16 protein-coding genes are annotated in these 19,307 nt (G+C 58.3%); 8 read left to right on the plus strand and 8 right to left on the minus strand.

Going from position 1 to position 19,307, the window contains the following annotated elements; all coding sequences use genetic code 11:
• Positions 1-62: 62 nt before the first annotated feature.
• Together CWE01_RS06830 and CWE01_RS06835 are read right to left on the minus strand one after the other, a co-directional pair.
• Entirely contained in the window at positions 63-959 is an 897-nt protein-coding gene (locus CWE01_RS06830; RefSeq protein ID WP_100939773.1) for an SMP-30/gluconolactonase/LRE family protein, read from the minus strand.
• A 47-nt stretch (positions 960-1,006) separates the two neighbouring features.
• Positions 1,007-1,834: an NAD(P)-dependent oxidoreductase gene (locus tag CWE01_RS06835; RefSeq protein WP_100939774.1), complete on the minus strand. Its 828-nt coding sequence runs from the start codon at positions 1,832-1,834 to the stop codon at positions 1,007-1,009.
• A 334-nt stretch (positions 1,835-2,168) separates the two neighbouring features.
• Here CWE01_RS06835 and CWE01_RS06840 point away from each other — a divergent pair, with 334 nt between their 5' ends.
• Positions 2,169-3,467, plus strand: a complete 1,299-nt coding sequence (locus tag CWE01_RS06840; RefSeq protein WP_100939775.1) for an MFS transporter — start codon at positions 2,169-2,171, stop codon at positions 3,465-3,467.
• Positions 3,468-3,512: 45 nt separating this feature from the next.
• On the opposite strand, the gene CWE01_RS06845 is transcribed toward CWE01_RS06840, so the two are convergent.
• Positions 3,513-3,827, minus strand: a complete 315-nt coding sequence (locus CWE01_RS06845) for a hypothetical protein (protein WP_100939776.1) — start codon at positions 3,825-3,827, stop codon at positions 3,513-3,515.
• A gap of 427 nt (positions 3,828-4,254) precedes the next feature.
• Between CWE01_RS06845 and CWE01_RS06850 the strand changes: the two genes are divergently transcribed.
• From CWE01_RS06850 to CWE01_RS06875, 6 genes are all read left to right on the plus strand, one after another.
• Positions 4,255-5,265 carry an AraC family transcriptional regulator gene (locus tag CWE01_RS06850; protein ID WP_100939777.1) on the plus strand — a complete coding sequence of 337 codons (1,011 nt, stop codon included), beginning with the start codon at positions 4,255-4,257 and terminating at the stop codon, positions 5,263-5,265.
• 95 nt (positions 5,266-5,360) lie between these two features.
• Positions 5,361-6,980, plus strand: coding sequence for a methyl-accepting chemotaxis protein (locus CWE01_RS06855; RefSeq protein WP_100939790.1), 1,620 nt, complete (start codon positions 5,361-5,363; stop codon positions 6,978-6,980).
• 169 nt (positions 6,981-7,149) lie between these two features.
• Positions 7,150-8,142, plus strand: coding sequence for a helix-turn-helix domain-containing protein (locus tag CWE01_RS06860; protein ID WP_100939778.1), 993 nt, complete (start codon positions 7,150-7,152; stop codon positions 8,140-8,142).
• Between the two features lie 69 nt (positions 8,143-8,211).
• Complete coding sequence (locus tag CWE01_RS06865; protein WP_100939779.1) at positions 8,212-9,144, plus strand: transporter; 933 nt, start codon at positions 8,212-8,214, stop codon at positions 9,142-9,144.
• Between the two features lie 10 nt (positions 9,145-9,154).
• Positions 9,155-10,402, plus strand: a complete 1,248-nt coding sequence (locus CWE01_RS06870) for an MFS transporter (RefSeq protein ID WP_100939780.1) — start codon at positions 9,155-9,157, stop codon at positions 10,400-10,402.
• Positions 10,403-10,419: 17 nt separating this feature from the next.
• Positions 10,420-11,871: an amidase gene (locus CWE01_RS06875; RefSeq protein WP_100939781.1), complete on the plus strand. Its 1,452-nt coding sequence runs from the start codon at positions 10,420-10,422 to the stop codon at positions 11,869-11,871.
• Between the two features lie 220 nt (positions 11,872-12,091).
• Here the strand turns inward: CWE01_RS06875 and CWE01_RS06880 are convergent, their stop codons facing one another.
• From CWE01_RS06880 to CWE01_RS06900, 5 genes are all read right to left on the minus strand, one after another.
• A complete protein-coding gene (locus CWE01_RS06880; protein ID WP_218274276.1) occupies positions 12,092-12,748 on the minus strand; it encodes a TetR/AcrR family transcriptional regulator in 657 nt (218 codons plus the stop codon).
• A gap of 72 nt (positions 12,749-12,820) precedes the next feature.
• Positions 12,821-14,212, minus strand: coding sequence for an amidohydrolase family protein (locus CWE01_RS06885; protein WP_100939782.1), 1,392 nt, complete (start codon positions 14,210-14,212; stop codon positions 12,821-12,823).
• Positions 14,209-15,804, minus strand: coding sequence for an FAD-dependent oxidoreductase (locus CWE01_RS06890; protein WP_100939783.1), 1,596 nt, complete (start codon positions 15,802-15,804; stop codon positions 14,209-14,211). Before CWE01_RS06890 ends, CWE01_RS06885 begins: the two co-directional genes overlap by 4 nt.
• Entirely contained in the window at positions 15,801-16,697 is an 897-nt protein-coding gene (locus CWE01_RS06895; RefSeq protein ID WP_100939784.1) for an alpha/beta fold hydrolase, read from the minus strand. Before CWE01_RS06895 ends, CWE01_RS06890 begins: the two co-directional genes overlap by 4 nt.
• Complete coding sequence (locus CWE01_RS06900; RefSeq protein WP_100939785.1) at positions 16,694-17,542, minus strand: alpha/beta fold hydrolase; 849 nt, start codon at positions 17,540-17,542, stop codon at positions 16,694-16,696. Before CWE01_RS06900 ends, CWE01_RS06895 begins: the two co-directional genes overlap by 4 nt.
• 364 nt (positions 17,543-17,906) lie before the next feature.
• Here CWE01_RS06900 and CWE01_RS06905 point away from each other — a divergent pair, with 364 nt between their 5' ends.
• Positions 17,907-19,280 (plus strand): transposase, encoded by a 1,374-nt coding sequence (locus CWE01_RS06905; RefSeq protein ID WP_100939786.1) that lies wholly within the window; start codon positions 17,907-17,909, stop codon positions 19,278-19,280.
• Positions 19,281-19,307: the final 27 nt, after the last annotated feature.

Raw genomic sequence — 19,307 nt, forward strand, 5'->3', positions numbered from 1 at the left:
GATGAAAATTGTAAGCATCCGACGCAGTCTCATACCCTGTTGCCTTGATAGCTGACTATCGGTCACCACGGTGATCCTGAAAACAAAGTCTCTCCCAGACCACTAATCCCCGGATGGATAGCGAAAACACCGCCTGCCAGCGGCTGGTCGCTCAGATCGCCACTCGGGCGGATCGAGGTGACATACAAGGTTTCCAGGTTACGACCGCCGAAGGCACACATTGTCGGTTTCTTCACCGGCAGGGTAATGGAGCGTTCCAACCGGCCTTGTGGGGTAAAGCGATGGATCATCCCTGCATCGTTCGCACAGATCCAATAACAACCGTCGGTGTCGATGGCCGCACCGTCCGGTCGGCCTGGATAGTTATTCATGTCGACAAAAATACGACGGTTGTACGGAGTGCCACTATCAATGTCGTAATCGAACGCCCAGATCAGTTGTACGGACGGATGGGAGTCGGATAAATACATCACTTTGCCATCGGGGCTGAACGCGAGGCCGTTGGGAACTATTAGGCCACCAAGTCGGGATTCCAATGGAGTACTTTGTCCGCCGTCATAGCGATACAGTGCACCTGCCGCTGCTCCGGCCGTTATGTCGATTTGCATGGTGCCCGCCCAAAACCGTCCCTGGCGGTCACAACGACCGTCATTGAAACGCATGCCTGGCAAGAGGTGGTTAACGCCGACCAGGCGGATGCACTGCAGCTTGCCATCGAGATCGGCGGTGAGTCTAAACAATCCACTTTCCATTCCGGCAATCCAGCCGCCATCGGGGCTCGCGGCGATGCAGGCGAGCATCTCGGGCGCCTCCCAACTCTGGCTGGTGCGACTTGCCGGATCCCAGCGAAACAAGCGCCTGGCAGGAATATCAACCCAGTACAGCGCTTGTTCACGACAGCTCCAGACGGGGCTTTCGCCAGTGGCATTACGTGCATCGAGAATCAGTTCAACATCCATGGCCGTTCCCGTCAGTTGGTCTTTGCGGGCGAGCGTTTGCCCGGACCTCAGTCATCGCCGAAGGGACCTGACGTCACGAAGGCACCCCCCTGGTAGACCATGCTGGGATCATCTGCCGAAGGCATCGGTTGGGCCTCGACCTGGCTGCGGAAAGGCTCGGAGCTGTCCCGGGCTTTGAAGTTCAAATGCGCGGCATGGCAATTGTCCCACCAGACGTTCTGGTTGTCCGAAACGCCATAGACCACCGTATGACCTACGTTCGGTGCATACAGCGCGCACTCCAGCAATTGCGTCAGGTCACCGTAACTTAACCAGGTGCTCATCATTCTGCGGTTTTGCGGTTCGCTGAATGAAGAGCCGATACGGATGCTGACGGTCTCAATGCCGTAGCGATCGAAATAGAAGCTGGCCATATCTTCGCCGTACGACTTGGACAAACCGTAGTAGCTGTCAGGGCGACGCGGGGAGTGTGCATCCAGTTGATGGCCCTGTTTGTGGAAGCCGATCACATGATTGGAGCTGGCGAAAATTACTCGTTTTACCTGGTGACGACGTGCGGCCTCATAGATGTGGAATACGCCGCAGATATTGGCGCCAAGTATGTCCTCGAAGGAGCGCTCCACCGAAACACCGCCAAAATGCAGGATGGCATCCACGCCCGCGACCAGCTGGTCAACGGCGTGTTTGTCGGCAAGGTCACAGTGCTGAAGCTCTTCGCTCTCGTCCAGCGCGGGTGCCATTTGCGTAATGTCGGAGAGGCGCAGAATCCTGGTGAAAGGGCGCAGGCGTTGGCGAAGTACTTTGCCGAGTCCGCCCGCTGCACCTGTCAGCAGAAGGCGATTAAAGGGTTGATGCGCCGTCGTTTCGGTCGTCATTGCCGGGGTGCTCTCTCTTATCCATGATTTTATTGTAGGTTGTCGTACGACATCGTTCGATTAATAAAAGATCCTCGAAGCCTTGTCAATAATCCGAAAATCAAACGCTGGTGGTGCCGGGCGGTTCAGATATCCAAGGGTTTTAGTGTGGGCGGGTGAAGGCTGTGAGGAGGACGATTGTTTTTCCCGTTGACAGCGCGGAATCGAACTGGCTATAAAATCACATGTTGTACGATGACGTATGATGATTGGGCTCCTCTAAGGGTTAGGAAAACTCTTGCCGCCAGGCGCGGGGCCTACACACCTCCAATCTAAAAATAATTAAGGTGAAGGGATGAAAATCAAAGGCATCCGTTGGTGGATGGTCGGGCTGGTGACGGCGGGTCTGATCGTCAACTATCTGGCCCGTAACACCTTGTCAGTGGCCGCGCCAACGCTGATGAGCGAGTTGAGTATTTCCACCGAGCAGTACTCGCACATCGTGGTGGCGTGGCAAATCTGCTATGCGCTGATGCAGCCGGTGGCCGGTTACATCATCGATGCCATTGGCACCAAAATGGGCTTTGCCATTTTCGCCATAGCCTGGTCGGCGGCCTGTGCCTCTGCCGCACTGGCTACGGGCTGGCAAAGCCTGGCATTTGTACGCGGGGTGCTTGGACTGACCGAGGCCGCGGGTTTGCCTGCTGGGGTGAAGGCCACCACCGAATGGTTTCCAGCCAAAGAACGTTCGGTCGCCATTGGCTGGTTCAATATCGGCTCATCCGTGGGGGCTCTGCTCGCGCCGCCGCTGGTGGTGTGGGCCATTTTGCAAAGCGGCTGGCAACTGGCATTTTTGATCGTCGGTGGGCTGGGTTTCGTCTGGAGCGGGCTCTGGCTTTTGTTGTACAAGCACCCGCGTGATCAGCTTCATATGAGCGACGCCGAGCGTGATTACATTCTGGTCGGCCAGGAGTCTCACTTCAAAGATGTCGCCTCGGAAAAAGGGCGCTGGAAGAAGATCATCACCAGTCGTAATTTCTACGCGATTGCCTCAGCCCGAATTCTCTCGGAACCCGCCTGGCAGACGTTCAACGCCTGGATCCCCTTGTACTTGATGACCGAGCGGCACATGAACATCAAGGAGATAGCCATGTTCGCCTGGCTGCCGTTCCTGGCGGCAGATATCGGCTGTGTGCTGGGGGGCTACCTGAGCCCGTTGTTTCATCGCTACTGCAACGTGTCGCTGTTCACGTCACGCAAACTGGTGTTGCTGTTCGGCTGCTTCTGCATGATTGGCCCGGCTTGTATTGGCCTGGTAGACAGCCCTTACACGGCCATTGCGCTGTTGTGTGTAGGCGGCTTCGCCCACCAGACCCTGTCGGGTGCTCTGTATGCCATTACCTCGGATTCGTTCGGCAAAAATGAGGTGGCCACGGCCACGGGCATGGGCGGTATGTTTGGATACCTGGGCGCTGCGGCCTTCACACTGGTGTTCGGTGTTTTAGTGACAAAAATCGGCTACAGCCCACTGTTCGTGGTGCTGGCGATTTTTGACATTGTTGCCGCCATCGTGGTCTGGAATGTTGCTCGTGCGATTTCGCAAGAGCCTGGGGCACCAGCGCCTGAGGCGGCTCACTCTGTAGCGGGCTGCTGATCCTGATGACGCTGGGACCGACTCCAGCGTTCTATTGAAGGCAAGTTAAATAGCCCAGCGTACGCTGATGGCTTCGAATATCAGGTCGAGGTCGAGATCCTTTGGCGTGGTGCGGTTTTTACTGAGCCAAGTAAAAAGTATGGCTGCCGCCTCCCGAATAGGCTCATCCATTTCCCATAAATCGTTCACATTGAACCCTCCATAAGTCGCTGGGTCATACCAGGCCATGAGAAAGGCGGCCACCGGCTCGGCGTCACGCTCTCCTGTCGTGGACGCTATGACGAGTTTGCGAATCGAAGAAATAACGTCGTCCCCGATCTCAATCGTGTGTTCGGGAGTATGGGGTTTATCTGGATTCATCGTGTGTCGGCCCTCGCGGAAACATGCTGGCATCCTGTCTTTTCTCACTAACACTCACCCACACCCAACAGTCAATGGGGATGTATTTCAGCACATTTGTAGAGGCATTCGGAGTTGCCAGTTACGCAAATTTTAGTGTCCTGGAATACTAAGGGAGCTAAGAAGGTGTCAGGCTGTCGCCCCGTGAGGTAGGCTTCAAATAGCGGGGGATAGGTGAAATAATGCCAAACTTGGTGGCTATATAGGCGCTATTGTGTGTGGAGGGGACACGCCCTATCGCTTCAATAACGGGACATTCAAGACATTCCTTAATGCTTGATGCCAGACTTTCGACGGCTACCGAGTCTGTGCCGACGTGGTGTGAGGGCTTGGCATGGCCTTTTGTCTTTGGCATGCTGATTGGGTATTTCTTAGCCTGAGCCCCATGATGCCTACACTTGCCGCTTCCTGTGTTCAGGTTATTTTACGTTTGGCGACAGACGTTCTTGCACCATCTATTGCGTTTCGAAAACTGTGCTTAGACGTGGAAGCTAAAATCCAGGATGGCTCCCGGCTCGATATTGTTGAGGTGTCAAAACTGGTCGCGGCGATCACCGAGGCGTCAGGCAATCCAGAGGTGGGGTTGTCCGCGTATGGCTTGTTTCAGCCAGGTCAACTGAACTCTCAACTCTATGCCATTATGTCGAGCGCGACCTTGGAGGAGGCGCTGAGTACTGTTGAACGGTATTCCACTTTGTTGGGTGATGGTATGCCTCTCTCCCTCACGGAGGAGGCCGATTCATTGAGTATTCACTTTCTTCGTATCGAGTCACTTAATCTCACACGGCAGTACATCGATTGCTGTTTGTCGACAACCGTAGGCTTAACCCACTGGTTGCTCCCTTGGGAAAAGCCGATGCCTATTGCGGCGGCCTTTAGTTATAAAAGGCCAGCCGATTGTACGAGGCTGGAGGCGGTGTTTGGTAAGCATCTGACTTTTTCCCAGCCAGTTAATAAAATCACTTATGCCTTGAGTGACTGTAAGCGGTCGTTGGCGACGGCCAATGCAGCCTTAAGGCTGTATCATCTGAATCACACCAATGAAGAACTTTCCAAACGTCAATACCGTATAGCCTCTGCGGTGAAGAACCATATTTTCGTGGGACTTTCCTCAGGAAAGACGGTTTCGTTAGAGTCGATTGCACGCCAGCTCAATTTAAGCGTGCGTACGCTTCAAAATCGACTTGAAGATGAGTCCACGGGGTTTCGGAGTCTTGTCGATGACTGCCGCTGTCAATTGGCGAGTCAGCTACTGTGTTTTACGAGCGACACCATAATGTCCATCGCCGAGAAACTGAATTTCCGCGACTCGAGCAGCTTTCACAAAGCGTGCAATCGCTGGTTCGGTTGTCCTCCAGGTCTCTATAGAAGTCAAAAAATGGAGTTGGAAACTCATTGAGTTCAACGCACCTGACTCACTGATTGAATGCCGAGCAGGCTCCGATGCAGCAGGTGCCCCAAGTTGTTGTCACCCCACCTAAGCAAGGCCTGGATATGAAACTTAGATCGATGAAAATTGCCCAGCGTAGCTTCTTGTGCTTCGGGTTGATAGCCACTGTACTCGTTGTACTTGGCCTGTTTGGTTTGCACCAGATGTCCAGCATACGGAGTGAGGGCCAAGTGATCGAAAATGATGCCATCCCTGGCATTATTTCGAGCGACAACCTTGCGCTTCAACTCGCCAGAATTCGTGCCGAGGCGTTGAGGTTGGTGGCGATACCCGCCAACGTGCGCACGACGCAGGAAACCATCACTAAAATCAGCCAGATCGCGGATGCTGAATTTGCGCGATACAAACAAATGATTGATAGCGACGATGAACGCGCCACTTTCGATCAGTTACTGACGACCTATCGTGACTACCTGGCTCAGGCCGATCAGGTGGCGATCTTTGTCAACGAGGGGCACCTCGACGAGGCCCGTGTCTTAATCAAGTCCAGCATGGCGAAGTCGGGTGGGCTGATGAACGAACTGTCCAGCAAGCTTCAGGGAAATAACCTTGCCTCCTCCCTTCACCATAGTGAAGTCAGCAATGCCCTTTACCGCCAGTCAGAGATGATCACGGCCGTTGCCATTCTGAGCGCGCTGTTGCTGACCCTCTTGTTGTCCTGGCGAATGACGAGCAGTTTGATTGTCCCTATCAAGGCTGCCGTTCATGCCGCACAGAGAATTGCCTCCGGCGACCTGACTCAACAGCTCGACATCACCGGAAAGGACGAAGCTGCACAGCTGTTGCAATCGATGGCTTCCATGCAGGCAACACTGCGGGAAACGCTTGAGCTCATCGGTAAGTCCGCGGAGCAACTCGCTTCCTCGACGGAGGAAATGAGCGCGGTGATGAGTGAGAGTGCTCAAGGTCTGCGGCAACAAAACAATGAGATCGAAATGGCCGCGACAGCGGTGACCGAGATGAGCCAGGCAGTTGAAGAAGTCGCTTCAAATGCCGCGAGCTCTTCCTCCGAGTCCAAGTCAGCGTCGGATTCCGCACAGCGTGGCCAAGTGCAACTGACCGATACGTTGTCGGCGATCGGCGTGTTGACCCAAAGCGTACTAGGCGCCTCTGAGAGGGCTCGCCATCTGGCCGGGCAGACCCTCAGCATCAGCAAGGTGCTGGACGTTATTCGTGCGGTCGCCGAGCAGACCAATCTTTTGGCGCTGAATGCCGCGATCGAGGCGGCGCGAGCTGGCGAAGCTGGGCGAGGGTTTGCCGTCGTTGCAGATGAAGTCCGTTCACTGGCCCACCGTACCGGCGAATCCACCCGTGAGATTGAGTCGATCATTGGTGTCGTCAAGCAAGGGACTCACGAAACGGTAGAGGCGTTGCTGAGCAGCGCCGACCAGGCTCGCAAGACTCAAGAGCAGGCCCAGGCCGCCAATCAGGCGCTCAGCAGCATTGTTCAGGCCGTATCGGGAATCGACGAGCGGAATATGGTGATTGCCAGCGCCGCCGAAGAACAGGCTCAAGTGGCAAGAGAGGTCGACCGAAACCTTGTTCGCATTCGTGATCTTTCCATCCAGACTTCTGCCGGTGCCGAGCAGACCCAATCTGCCAGCCAGGCTTTATCACTGCTGGCAGTGGATCTGAGTGAACGGGTTCAGCGTTTCAAGGTTTAGCCTACCTTGTTGACAGTTGTGAGGTAGGGATTACAGATTTTCGGTGTGGCCGGAGGGCGCCGCCGCACCCTAGCCGTTTTCGGCACAATTGCGCCAGTGGTCGGCGTGGCGGAATGGAACTTGCGTGCTCAACTGTCTGTAAGCCTTGTGTGCTCAACAGGACAGGTCCATGAACAATAATAATTCAGGCGTGGAAGTCACCACCGCAACGCCGGGCATGCCTTCGGCGATACATCGTTATCACACCCATGACATCGATCAGCACGCACGAAATATGGGCGGCTGGCAGGTACGTTATGACCAACTGACGCCGGGGCGCTTCGAGGGCGAGTTGATCGAGTTCCGCGCGGGCTGGATGCAACTGGTGAGGGATCGCTCCAATCAGTCCATGCTCAAGAGCGGTCATGCCTGGGAGGGAGCGATCACCTTCAGCGTGCCACTGAGCTCGCAGGGGACGGTGTTTTGTGCGGGGCATCCGATTCATGAGCAGAGCTTGCTGGTGGCCCATGGTGACCACTTGCCCGATTTACGTACCCCCGAGCATCTGGATCTGTTGGGGGTGACGGTTGAAGTTGAGGCCCTGGAACATGTACTGGAGCGCCAGGACGCCCGGTTCCGAATTACTGATCTTCCCAGGTGTTACCGTTTGGGAGCTTCTTCGGTGCAGGCGGAGCTGACGCTGCTGTTCGACGAGTTGGCCACTGCCGATCAGGGCCGTGACAGCCTGCTGGGCTATGAGGCGGTTCGTCATGGGATCCGCGATGCGGTGATGGTCCAACTGCTGGAACTGGTGGCGCCGGATCAGGCGCCGCCCCTTAACCCGACGGCGCGTAAACGCATGGTCGATCGTGCCAGAGAGTATGCATTGGGGCATCTGGACGAACCGCTGTCGATCCTCGATCTGTGCAACCACATCGGTGCCAGCCGACGCAAACTCCAGTACTGTTTCCAGGAAACCCTGGGCATCAACCCCGTGGCGTACTTGAGGGCGCTGCGCCTCAATGCGGTGCGTCGCGAACTGCGCGACAGCCCCCATGAGCATGGGGTGCAAGCGATGGCGGCACGTTGGGGGTTCTGGCACTTGAGCCGCTTTGCCAGTGATTATCGGACCCTGTTCGGCGAGACACCATCGCAGACCCTGCGTCGCCATCAACTGTGCTGAAATCGGATAACCCGCCTCCCGGGCCCGTTACTAGGATGACCCACACCATTTGATTGGGAGGGGCATTCGATGAATCACAAGAACAATTCAAACATTAGCTGCATCACCGTGTTCACCTTGGGACTGTTCGGCTTGTGCGCCACGGTGCAGGCGACTGAAAACGGATCACCCACCACCGCCGTGGGGGTCTATGACTTCGGCGCGGGGATGATGCCGCCGGCCACTCCGTTCGGCACCCTGGGCCTGCGCACCGCCTTTTATTCGACCGATGTGCAGAAAGACAGCCACGGACGTTCCGTGAACAACAACTTCTCCCTGGACGTGCTTTCCATCGGCCTGGCCTACATGCGCATGACGAACTACACCGTGCTGGGCGCTCAATATGGTTTTGGCACAGTGGTGCCCTTCTTCAAGATGGACGCATCCCTGGAAGTGCCGACACCGGCCGGGCCGCTGAAACTGGATGCCGATCCATTCCGCCTGGCCGATGTGCAGTTACTGCCTCTGATCCTGCAGTGGAACTTGTCGCCCAATCTGTTCATCAACACCCAGTTTCAGATCCAGGCGCCAACCGGCGACTACGACAAGAACCGGTTGGTTTCCCCCGGGCTCAACCACTGGACTTTTTCCCCCATCGTCAACGCGACCTACATCAGCGACAGCGGTTTCGAGGTGTCGTCCAGCTTCGAGGCGGACGTCAACACACGCAACCCGGCCACCGACTACAAGAGCGGTATCGAGTACCGTCATGAGTTCGCCGTTGGCCAGCACTTCGGTCCCTGGACCGCTGGCATCGGCGGCTACTACTACCGCCAGTTCACCGATGACGAGGCCCCGGGTCTGACCGGCGGCAATCGGGCCCGGGTACTGGCCCTGGGGCCGGCGGTGAGCTACTTCAAGCCGGGGCTGCCGCCGATCTGGCTGCACGTTTACAAAGAGCAGGGCGCGAGCAATCGCGCTGAAGGCTACACCGTCGCCTTGCGCGTTTCCCAAAGCTTCTGAGGGCCGGATCATGACTGATGTGCATTCTGCTTTGACCCTGGCGATGCCTGTCGCACGCCAGGCCACCGGGCGTCGTGAAGGGCTGGTGCTGATGCTGGGCAGCAGCCTGACCATCATGGGCGCGGTGATGATCGCGCCGATACTGCCCAAGTTGGGGGCCGAGTTTGGGCCGCTCAATCCCCAGGCTGGTCTGCTGGTACCGTTGGCGGTGACCGGGCCGGCACTGGCGATTGCCTTGTGCGCGCCCCTGGCCGGCTGGCTCGCCGATCGGGTCGGACGCAAGACGCTGCTGGTGCTTGCCACTGTGCTCTACGCCTTGTTAGGCGCGATGCCAGCACTGCTGGGGGATCTGCTCTCGATTGTCGCCGTGCGCTTGTTGTTCGGGGTCGCCGAGGCGGCGGTGATGACCTGTTGCGCGACCCTGATCGCCGACTATTGGCGGGGCGAGGAACGGCTGCGCTACATCAATCGCCAGGTGGTCACCATCGGCCTGGTGGGGGCGCTGTTCTTCGTCCTCGGCGGCGCTTTGGGCGAGCATTCCTGGCGCTTGCCGTTCCTTCTCTATCTGCTGCCGCTGTTGCTGGTGCCGGCGATGGTCAAGGTGCTGTGGGAGCCTGCTCGTGCTCAGTCATCCGTCGAGGCACAGGGAGCGGAGCGGGTCGCGGTCCTGCCGCTGGTAGTGGGTTATCTGCTGATCCTCAGCGGTATGGTGCTGAGCTTTGTGGTGCCGGTGCAAACCCCCATTTTGCTGGTCGGTCTCGGGGTGACATCGAGCACCCTGATTGGCTTGTCCGCCGGGTTGAGCCTGCTGGCCACCTTGGGCGGCTCTGTGGCGTGGCCACTGTTGCGTCGGCGTCTGGGGATCGCGGGTACCAATGGGTTATTGCTGCTGTTGCTGGGGATCGGATTGTGGCTGCTGATGCGCGGGCAAAGCTATGAGCAGGTGCTGTTGGCGGTGTTGATCCATGGCTTGGGCGCGGGGCTGCTGGTGCCCAATGTCATGGCGCCGGTGATGGAGGCCCTGAGCGCTCGAACCCGCGGCCGGGGGTTGGGAGGTTTCACCGCCTGCCTGTATTTCGGTCAGTTCGTCAGCCCCTTGGTGGTGGCTGCCCTGGGTGCGTTTGCCGGTGACTTGCGCCATTCCATCGAATGTCTGGCCTTTGCCAGTTTCGCTGCTGCGCTCCTTTGGGGAATCGCCGCGTTGTCGCGTCACCGATCAAACGCTCTCGCCACATCCACCCATTCGTCATTGAAATAGATTCGGAGTTATCAAGCATGCAAGACATCCAGCAGCTGTTGGACAAGGAAGACGCCAGCGGCTTGGCCGCATTGGTCAGAGTCGGCGACGTGCAGCCGATAGAGCTGCTCGACGCGGTGATCGAGCGTCTGGAACAGGTTGAGCCCCAGCTCAATGCGGTGGCCGAGCGGCTCTACGAGCAGGCCCGTGAAGCGGCGCTCGAACCCCGGGCTCGTGAGGGACTGTTTGCCGGTGTGCCGACCTTGATCAAGGATTTGTTCGCACCGGTGCAGGGGGCGGCAATGACCAACGGTTCGCTGGCCCTGGGCGGTGCTCGTGCCGATTTCGAGTCCGAGGTGGTGGCCCGCTTGCGCCGCGCCGGTTGCCTGATTGTCGGCACCAGCACGGCACCGGAATTCGGCACCTCCTACTCCACTGAATCGACGCGCTTTGGCGCCACCCGCAACCCGTGGAATACCCAGCATAGTGCTGGCGGCTCTAGCGGCGGTGCGGCGGCCCTGGTGGCGGCGCGGGTGGTGCCTTTTGCCCATGGCAATGACGGCGGCGGCTCGTTGCGGGTACCGGCGTCCTGTTGCGGGGTCTTCGGGCTCAAACCCAGCCGTGGCTTGCTGCCCTCCGGGCCGATGGTCGGCGAGGGCTGGGCGGGCATGGGGACCAACCACTGCATCACCTTGTCGGTACGCGACAGCGCGGCGTTGCTCGATGCCACGGCCGGGATCGACCTGGGCGCACCCTATGCCGCGCCGCTGCAGGTACAACCTTATCTGACGGCCTTGGAACAGGCGCCACGGCCATTGCGCATCGCCCTGGTGGATCAGCTCGGGCCCTGGCCGACCTCCATGGAGAGTCTGGCGGCGGTTCATCAGGCCGCGAGCCTGTGTGAGTCCCTGGGGCACCGGGTCGAGTCCGCCCGGTTACCGGTGGTGCTGCCCGAGTTTCTCGACCAGGTGTTCACCATCATCGGTGCCAGCACGCGAAACTACGTCGACCTGTTGGGACGGATGCGTGGTGCACCCGTGCAGCCCGAGGAGCTGGAAGTCCGTACGCGCATCATTTTGCGCGACAAGGGTGGGGTCAGTGGCGCGCAATACGCGGCGGCGGTGGAGTGGATCCATGCCCTTGGCCGGCAATTGGCGTTGTTCATGCAGGATTACGATCTGATCCTCAGTCCGACCCTGACCCGTGAACCGGTGCCGATCGGTGAGCTGGATCTGCGGGACGACAGTTTGAGCCTCGAGGAGTTGATCGAGCGCTTCCACAGCTACTCGCCGTTTACCGCGTTGTTCAATGCCAGTGGGCAACCGGCGATGTCGGTGCCACTACATTGGAGTGCGCAAGGTTTGCCCATGGGCGCGCACTTCGCCGGGCGCTTTGGCGAGGAGGCGACCTTGCTGGCCCTGGCCGCGCAGTTGGAGCAGGCCCGGCCCTGGCGCCAGCGCGTGCCGCCGGTGAATGCCTGCCTGCGCTAAGCCGTGGAGTCGACTCCGTACGCCATTGTGTAGAAACTGCCGCCGGATGTCCCAATGAGAGGCGCCGACGTTGGCGGTTACTGCTGATAGACCTTCTTCAGTTGCGGCACTGGCCTGGCTGTCGCTGCCGCGCAAGGTCTTTGCAAAATGCTGCTGTAGTGACTCAAGCGTACCTGCGGCCCGATGTCCGGGCCGCAGTCCAACCGCGATCAGTAGCGGATCATCGCCAACAGAGCAAGGCTTTCAAACCCTCTATCATCAAGTCCAATCCAAAAGAAAACTCGTCTTCCAGCGGAATTGGCAGTTCGTCGGCAACGGCGAATGTAGCCGGGAATACGGCGCTGTCCAGCGTTCGAAAGAGGGCCGTTTGCCCGGTGTCGTCCTGGCCCGAAACCACCGGGTCGGTAATCTGGATCGCGAACCCTAAAACGTACCTTGCCAGCGTTGCATAGGCTCGGGCCGCGAGAGGAGGCGCAAAGCCATGATCCAATAACAAAGCCAGGCTGCGTTCCCGCTGGACCATCGCATTCGAACCGCTGGGTAAGGATTTAAGCAGAAGCTGCGCCGCATTTTTGTGGTGACTGAGGATGTCGAACATTCGATGCGCCAGCAGGCGACAGGCTTGATCCCAACTTGCTTCTTTGATGCCAGCAGCAGGGGTGTCCATTTCTTCGAACAGCCGATCGACCACCTGTGCGATTAAGTCTTCGCGACTTTTAAAGTGACGGTAAAGCGTGGCCGTGCCGGAGTTGAGACGTTGGGCCAGGCTTCGCATCGTCAGCGCTTCCAGGCCCTCCTGATCAATAATAGCGAGAGCGGTGACCAGTATTCGATCAAGCGGCAGGCGCGGGCGGCCCAGAGTGCTTCGAGTTTTCAATTGTCCCGACCAAAAAGAATAAGCATGTTACGCCATTTGCGACGGCTTCGCTGCGCCCCAATGAGACGGGGTTCACTCCCTACGAGCCTGTTTTATAAGCGTCCTGTGGACAACGCTCTGAACGATTTTCCGGCGCAGGCGGGCTATCACGCTTTTGGATTGCAGCGTGTACAGCAGCCGTTGCCCGGATTCCTGCAGTTTCTCCCGCACCCGATCAATATCCGGCCCGACCAGTGAGTAATTGCGCTTGCGCCATTGGCCCGAAATCATCACCGCCTCGACATTGGCAATGCTGGCGTGTAAGGCGGCGGCGATGGGATCGTGTGCGGGCCACAGGTTCAGCCCTTGCGTATCAATGGCGATGATATCAGCCTGCATACCGGGTTCAAGGCGGCCAACGCAGTCGGTCAGACCCAGTGCCCGAGCGCCCTGTACCGTTGACCAGGCCAGCGCCTGTTTGCCAGTGATGGTGGGGGCGGGGGAGAAAAGTCCGGTCGCCAGTCGTTGTTGCTGGTGGTCCAGACCGCGTTGGTGAGCCAGCGCAATGCGCGCTGCGATGAGTAGTTCGCCGGAGACCACCGTATCGACATCGGTGCCCAGAGACGGTGCAGCCCCCAGGCGTAGCAATTTCCCGGTTATCGGGAACCCGTGCCCCTGACTCAGTTCGTTTTCGGGCGTGGACGTAAAGCTGGCGCCGCGTTCGACCAGTGTTTTGATCCATGCATCGGGCAGATCGTTGCCATGCACGATATTCGTGTGAGGCCCTATCAGGCCGGCGTCGCGTACGGCTTCCCACGCCTTGCCAGGCTGCCCGCCGCTTTGATGCATCGACACGATGAGGTTGCGATCGCGCGCGGTTCTGAGGTCGGCCAAGGCGATTTCGGGGCTGGAGTACTGAGGGCCTGGAATGGCCATGCCGAGGTTCAATAATTCATGGCTGGAAATTGGTCCGCTCAACAAGCGATCAATTTCGTGGGCCGGGTGCTCGACCTCGCGGATCTTGTGTGAGGTACCGTGCAGGAAGACGGCCCGGATGCCCGCATCCATCAACCCCTGAATGCCGCCATCGGCGTGGGCGGGCGTACGCGCATTGTGGCACCAGTCGCCAAGGGTCGTTGTGCCGCAGTTTATCTGGTTCAGTGCGCTGGACAGCGCCGCGATGTGCATGTCCTCCGGTAAATAATGCGATGCCAGCCCGCCATGTGCCTTGGCAAGGTACTCCAGCAGTGTCCAGTCAATTCCAACACAGCGAAGTGCCGATTGCCAGGTGTGCAGGTGCGCGTTCACAAGCCCGGGCATGAGAATACGTCCGGTAAAATCGACGGTATCTACATTCGGCCGGTCCAGGGTACTCGCCATTTCGGTGATGTATCCGCCTACAACGAGGATATCCAGGCGTTCGGCATCAGGTCGATTGTCGGCCATGGTAATGACAGTGGCGCCACGCAATAATATCCGGCTCATTCACCTATCCTCGTCGAGTGGGCCATGGCGTGAGTTTTCCAACTCCCGGGCGCCTGGGTAGTGGGTATCATCCTGCTGGCAGCGGCGTGCAATGTATTGAGCCTGTCTCCACTGGCGATATGCCCGATGTAACCGTCCGGGCGGATCAGTAGCAAGGTATCGCCGGTGACGCCGTAGTGGCGACGGAAGGTGTTGCCGTCATCGCGGAATACAGCGCCTGACGGATGCGCAGTTGTCACTTCAACAAACACGCGTTTCAGTGCCGCGCCTGTGGTTGGCCACTCCAGTTCGTCCAGTGCCAGCGCGGCGCCGTTCCCGTAGGCAATAGCCGTAAAGTGCGGCCCTATGATTGTTTCGAACAAGCGAGCCGGGGAGCCGTTGGATGCGATTAGTTCAGCATCGGGCGCACGATCACCCGCTTGTAATGTTGAGGTGCGTGCGTGTTTATCTGATGCGAGTGGGCCGCCTCGATACGTCAAGGCCAACTGCTTTTCTTGCGTGCCGCGACGCAGACTGGAGGGGTCGAGTTTGGCAATTCCGTCGTATTTTTTAGTCGACAGTTTCAGCACCGCTGCTGCGATGGGCTGGCGCTCGGCCTCATAGCTGTCGAGCAACTCGGAATTGGCGCCGGCTAGTACCTGAGCGAGTTTCCAGCCCAAATTGTAGGCGTCTTGGATACCGGTGTTGAGCCCTTGTGCCCCTGCTGGCGTGTGAACATGCGCCGTATCGCCGGCAAGAAATACACGGCCTTTACGATAGTGTTCAGCCAATCGGATGTTGGGTCGGAAAACCGATTTCCAATGAATATCCTGCAGGCGTACGCGTGGGTCCTTGATTCGTTCCTGGATACGCTCGCGGATCACTCCCGGTGAGAGGTTTGGCGTTTCTTCAGGACCCAGCCGAATCATCCACTGGAACAAATCCCCCGGCGGAAGCGGGCACGCCCCGACAAAGCGGCCGCCCGAGCCCGGCCATATATGCCAGCGGCTACGTGACAATCCAGTGGTTCGCGCATCAACGATGATCATTCGGTCCTCGTCATGGGTCGTCCCTATAAAGTCAATATTGAGTTCCCGACGCAGGCTGCTCGAGCCACCCTCAGCGCTCACGACATAGCGGGCTGAAATGCTTTCCGTACCCTCGGCGCCGGTCACCTTCCCTGTGGCTTTCTCGTCATCCTGAGTCAGGCTGACCAGTTCCTTGCCAAATTCCACCCGGCGCCCCAGTGTCTTCAACCGTTCATGCAGGGCGCAATCGGTATAACACTGCGGGATCAGCCGCGTGTTGGGGTAGGGGACGTCGGCCGTACGTTTGCTTTGCGACATCATTCGCCACGGGATTACCAGCGGCCCGAGATGAATGCCTAACGGCGGATAATCGATACCGATGGTCATCACGTCCTCAAGAGCCCCGAGATCCTGCAACACCTCAAGGGTTCTGGGTTGGACGCCCTTGGCCCGTGAGCCGCTGAAGACGGTGGCGGCCTTGTCTACGATGCGGATGTCGAGTCCCCGCCTGGCAAGGTCAATGGCCAGCGCGGTGCCCGTTGGGCCTGCGCCGACAATGAGTACATCAATGACTTTCTCGCTCACAAAGCATTCCTCTTTCTTGGCCTTCCTATAAATGACGTGATGTGTTCTACAAGCGCCTGGGGGCGTTCAAATGGCACCATGTGGCCACACCCCTTAACGTGACACTGCTGCGGCTTGAGGAGGGTTTGTGCGACGCCCAGTTTGTCGATCGATGTCACGCGATCGTGTTGCCCCCAAACCAGCAGGATGGGAAGGTGCAATTCCCCCACCGCCCGGTAAAGCGGCGCTCGGTCAAACAGGCGAAAGTTTTGCAGCGTATCGAAGATTGCATGTAGCGAACCTTCATATCGATAGGCGTCCCGGAGCATCGCCGCGAGCTCGGGGGCCCGCGTACGGTCCCCCAGGTCATTGGTCTCATGGCGCTTCAGCCAACCGCGCCCCAAATGTCTGGCGACGAATCGCGCCAGATAATCGCTGGACATCAACCAGCGCAGGGCCTGTGGCCGGGGAGCCAGGCCGGCGGGGCCCGCCAGTGTGAGGGAGGCCACGCAGGCAGCGTTTTCGCTGACGTATTGCATTGCCGTAAGGGCGCCCATGGATGCGGCGACAACGTGGTGTTGCCCATTCAGTCCCAGGGTTTGCACTAGCTCGGTTAATTGCCTCACGAACAAGTGTTCGTTATAGGTGTGCTTGACGCGCTCGGAATAGCCTCGTCCGTAACTGCTGTAAGCCAAGGTCCGCCGGCCCGCGCGGTGCAGGTATTGGGTGACCTGATCCCAATAGAACAATGGCACGGTTAGCCCACCAACCAGTACCACGAGCTCGCCGCACTGGGGCCCGGAAAGTCGGTAATGGGTCACTCCGTCAGATAGCGTGATGAAACTGCCGCACAGTACTGATCGTGTCGCGGCATTCAGGCACCGGTCTTCCCCCCGAACGGTGAAATATTTCATCGTGGGTATCCTTGAGCCTGGTTACGGTGGGCACCCGAACACAGGAACGCCTCGATTGCATCGCTGACCCAGGCTGGATCTTCCTCGGGCAGCAAGTGTCCAGCTTCTGAATGCACACGCTCGACACTGCCTGTGATGTCCTGGGTGAAATGCTGTTCATGCACAGCGGCGCTGCGCAGTACCAAGGTGGGTGTGGTGATGTGTGGGATCTGTGCGCTGCGATCTTTCTGATCGGTATTGGCCACGTCTACAAATGCTGAACGATTTCCCGGCAGAGACATCAAGCCATGCACTCGACTGATCATGGCGCTGTCGATGATCGTGGAGCTAGGGCCCACCGCCGACCGCAGGCTGCGGGCTGTCGCGCTGCTAGGCAGCCAGATCCGCAGCAGCGCGCGCAACACCGGCACACGTGCCAGTCGTAACGCGCAAGGCAGTGATTTCCCCGGGTATCCGGTCGCATTGATCAGCACCAGTGCGTTAAGGCGTTCTGGAAAATCCAGTGCCATGTTCCACGCAATGTTGCCCCCCAACGAGTTTCCGACGAGGGTGCATGCGGGCAGTTCCAGTGCTTGCATGAACCGGGTGACCGCTACTGCGTAAGTCGGCACGCGGTAATCCCGATCAGGCCGTGGGCCGGTCAATCCGAATCCTGGGAGGTCAGGGCAAATAACAGTGAACGACCGCGACAATCGGGCCGCCACCTGTTCGAAGCCCTGCAGCGATGAGCCGCTGCCATGAAGCATCACGATCAGCGGTCCTTGACCGGTGCGCGTGTAATGCATCCGCATACCGTCGACTGAAACGAAGCGAGAGCCTGCCTGTGGACGATGCCATTTGTTCATGTGGGTTTACACCAATGAAATTTAATGGATACACTGTATCCGAAATGTGCCGTTGTCAACACTCGTCGAACTCGGTGCGTTTCAGGCAGGGAGGAAGCTGCATCGATTTTCGGGTGCGGGCGCCACAGGATCGGAGGTGTTTTTTTCAGAAATGCTCCGGGTTAATCCCCGGATATGGCAATCCTGCGTAATTGCATGGACTTGACCACCCATTTGCATTCGACTTGACCAGTCGTTTGCATCGGATTTGACCAGCAAACTGGGTGGCCTTGACCGGCAAAAAACGGCCGATTCTGTTGAAAAAGTAGCTCCCTGTCTGGCCTGCGGCAAAATTTCTGCATTGGCCAGCAGGGAAGCACGCAGCATGATGGGACAGTTATCGAGTGGGCAGGAGCGGCTGTTTTACTCGTTCAACCTTGAAGATCACATTCCAGCCAATCACCTTCTGCGCAGCATTGATCGGTGTCTTGATCTGAGCGACCTGCGCCATTACCTCGCCGATTTCTATAGCCCGATTGGGCGTCCCTCGATTGATCCTGAACTGATGATCCGCATGCTGATCGTCGGCTACTGCTATGGCATCCGCTCCGAACGGCGGTTGTGCGAAGAGGCCCATTTGAACCTGGCGTATCGCTGGTTCTGCCGGTTGAGCCTTGAAGATGAAGTCCCCAACCACTCGACCTTTTCCAAAAATCGACATGGCCGCTTTCGGGACAGTGATCTGTTTCGCTGGTTGTTCAATGAAGTGCTGCGTCGCTGCATGGACGCAGGCCTGGTTAAAGGCGAAGGCTTTGCCGTGGACGCCAGCATCATCAAAGCGGATGCGAGTCGGCAGCGCGGCGTACCGGGTGATGAACCGGTCAACTGGAGCGATCCGGCCCTGAGCACCCGCGCCGTGCGTGAGTACCTTGAAGCCCTCGATGAAGAGGCTCTGGCCGAAACGCTACCGAAGCGCCAGTCGCTGACGGATCCTCAGGCCCGCTGGACCGCTGCTCCAGGCGGCCCAGCGTTCTACGCTTATTCCACGAACTATCTGATCGATACCGAGCACGGCGTGATCATGGATGTGGAGCCCACACCGGCTCATCGAACCGCAGAAGTCGAGAGCACCAAGACGATGATCGATCGGGTCGAAGCGCAGTTCGAGATCAAGCCAGAGCGCCTCATTGGCGACACCGCTTACGGCACAGCGCCGATGCTGGCCTGGATGGTGGAGGAAAAAGACATCGAACCGCATGTGCCGGTGTGGGACAAAACCGAGCGCAAGAACGACAGCTTTTCGAGTAACGATTTCCACTGGAATGAAGAGGCCGAGGAATACCGCTGCCCAGCCGGCAACGTATTACGCAGCGAATGGCGAGCCTTCAAGAACGAGCGTTCGCACGTCACAAAAGCTAACACCATCATCTTCCGATCCAGACAGACCGACTGCGCGACATGTCCGATGAAAGCCAAGTGCTGCCCGAACACTTCGATTCGCAAGATCGTCCGCAGCGTCCATGAAGCCGCGCGTGATGTGGCTCGACGCATCGCGGCGACGCCGGAGTACGTGCGCTCTCGCCACGAACGTAAGAAGGTCGAAATGTTGTTTGCCCACCTCAAGCGCATACTGAAACTGGATCGCCTGAGACTGCGTGGCATGAGTGGCGCGTCCGATGAGTTCACGCTGGCAGCCGCGGTACAGAACCTGCGACGGCTGGCCAAACTTGCATCTCAAGGGCCACCTTCTACGGGATAGGTGCGCCTGCACTCAGTTTCGGATACG

It is taken from the genome of Pseudomonas sp. QS1027, from assembly GCF_002814235.1.
In the GTDB taxonomy this organism is placed as follows: Bacteria; Pseudomonadota; Gammaproteobacteria; order Pseudomonadales; family Pseudomonadaceae; genus Aquipseudomonas.

Coding starts and splice junctions, on each gene's coding strand:
- CWE01_RS06835 (WP_100939774.1), bottom strand. CDS start 1,834: ATGACGACCGAAACGACGGCGCATCAACCCTTTAATCGCCTTCTGCTG.
- CWE01_RS06830 (WP_100939773.1), bottom strand. CDS start 959: ATGGATGTTGAACTGATTCTCGATGCACGTAATGCCACTGGCGAAAGC.
- CWE01_RS06895 (WP_100939784.1), bottom strand. CDS start 16,697: ATGAAATATTTCACCGTTCGGGGGGAAGACCGGTGCCTGAATGCCGCG.
- CWE01_RS06850 (WP_100939777.1), top strand. CDS start 4,255: ATGCCTACACTTGCCGCTTCCTGTGTTCAGGTTATTTTACGTTTGGCG.
- CWE01_RS06905 (WP_100939786.1), top strand. CDS start 17,907: ATGATGGGACAGTTATCGAGTGGGCAGGAGCGGCTGTTTTACTCGTTC.
- CWE01_RS06885 (WP_100939782.1), bottom strand. CDS start 14,212: ATGAGCCGGATATTATTGCGTGGCGCCACTGTCATTACCATGGCCGAC.
- CWE01_RS06870 (WP_100939780.1), top strand. CDS start 9,155: ATGACTGATGTGCATTCTGCTTTGACCCTGGCGATGCCTGTCGCACGC.
- CWE01_RS06845 (WP_100939776.1), bottom strand. CDS start 3,827: ATGAATCCAGATAAACCCCATACTCCCGAACACACGATTGAGATCGGG.
- CWE01_RS06855 (WP_100939790.1), top strand. CDS start 5,361: ATGAAACTTAGATCGATGAAAATTGCCCAGCGTAGCTTCTTGTGCTTC.
- CWE01_RS06840 (WP_100939775.1), top strand. CDS start 2,169: ATGAAAATCAAAGGCATCCGTTGGTGGATGGTCGGGCTGGTGACGGCG.
- CWE01_RS06865 (WP_100939779.1), top strand. CDS start 8,212: ATGAATCACAAGAACAATTCAAACATTAGCTGCATCACCGTGTTCACC.
- CWE01_RS06900 (WP_100939785.1), bottom strand. CDS start 17,542: ATGAACAAATGGCATCGTCCACAGGCAGGCTCTCGCTTCGTTTCAGTC.
- CWE01_RS06860 (WP_100939778.1), top strand. CDS start 7,150: ATGAACAATAATAATTCAGGCGTGGAAGTCACCACCGCAACGCCGGGC.
- CWE01_RS06875 (WP_100939781.1), top strand. CDS start 10,420: ATGCAAGACATCCAGCAGCTGTTGGACAAGGAAGACGCCAGCGGCTTG.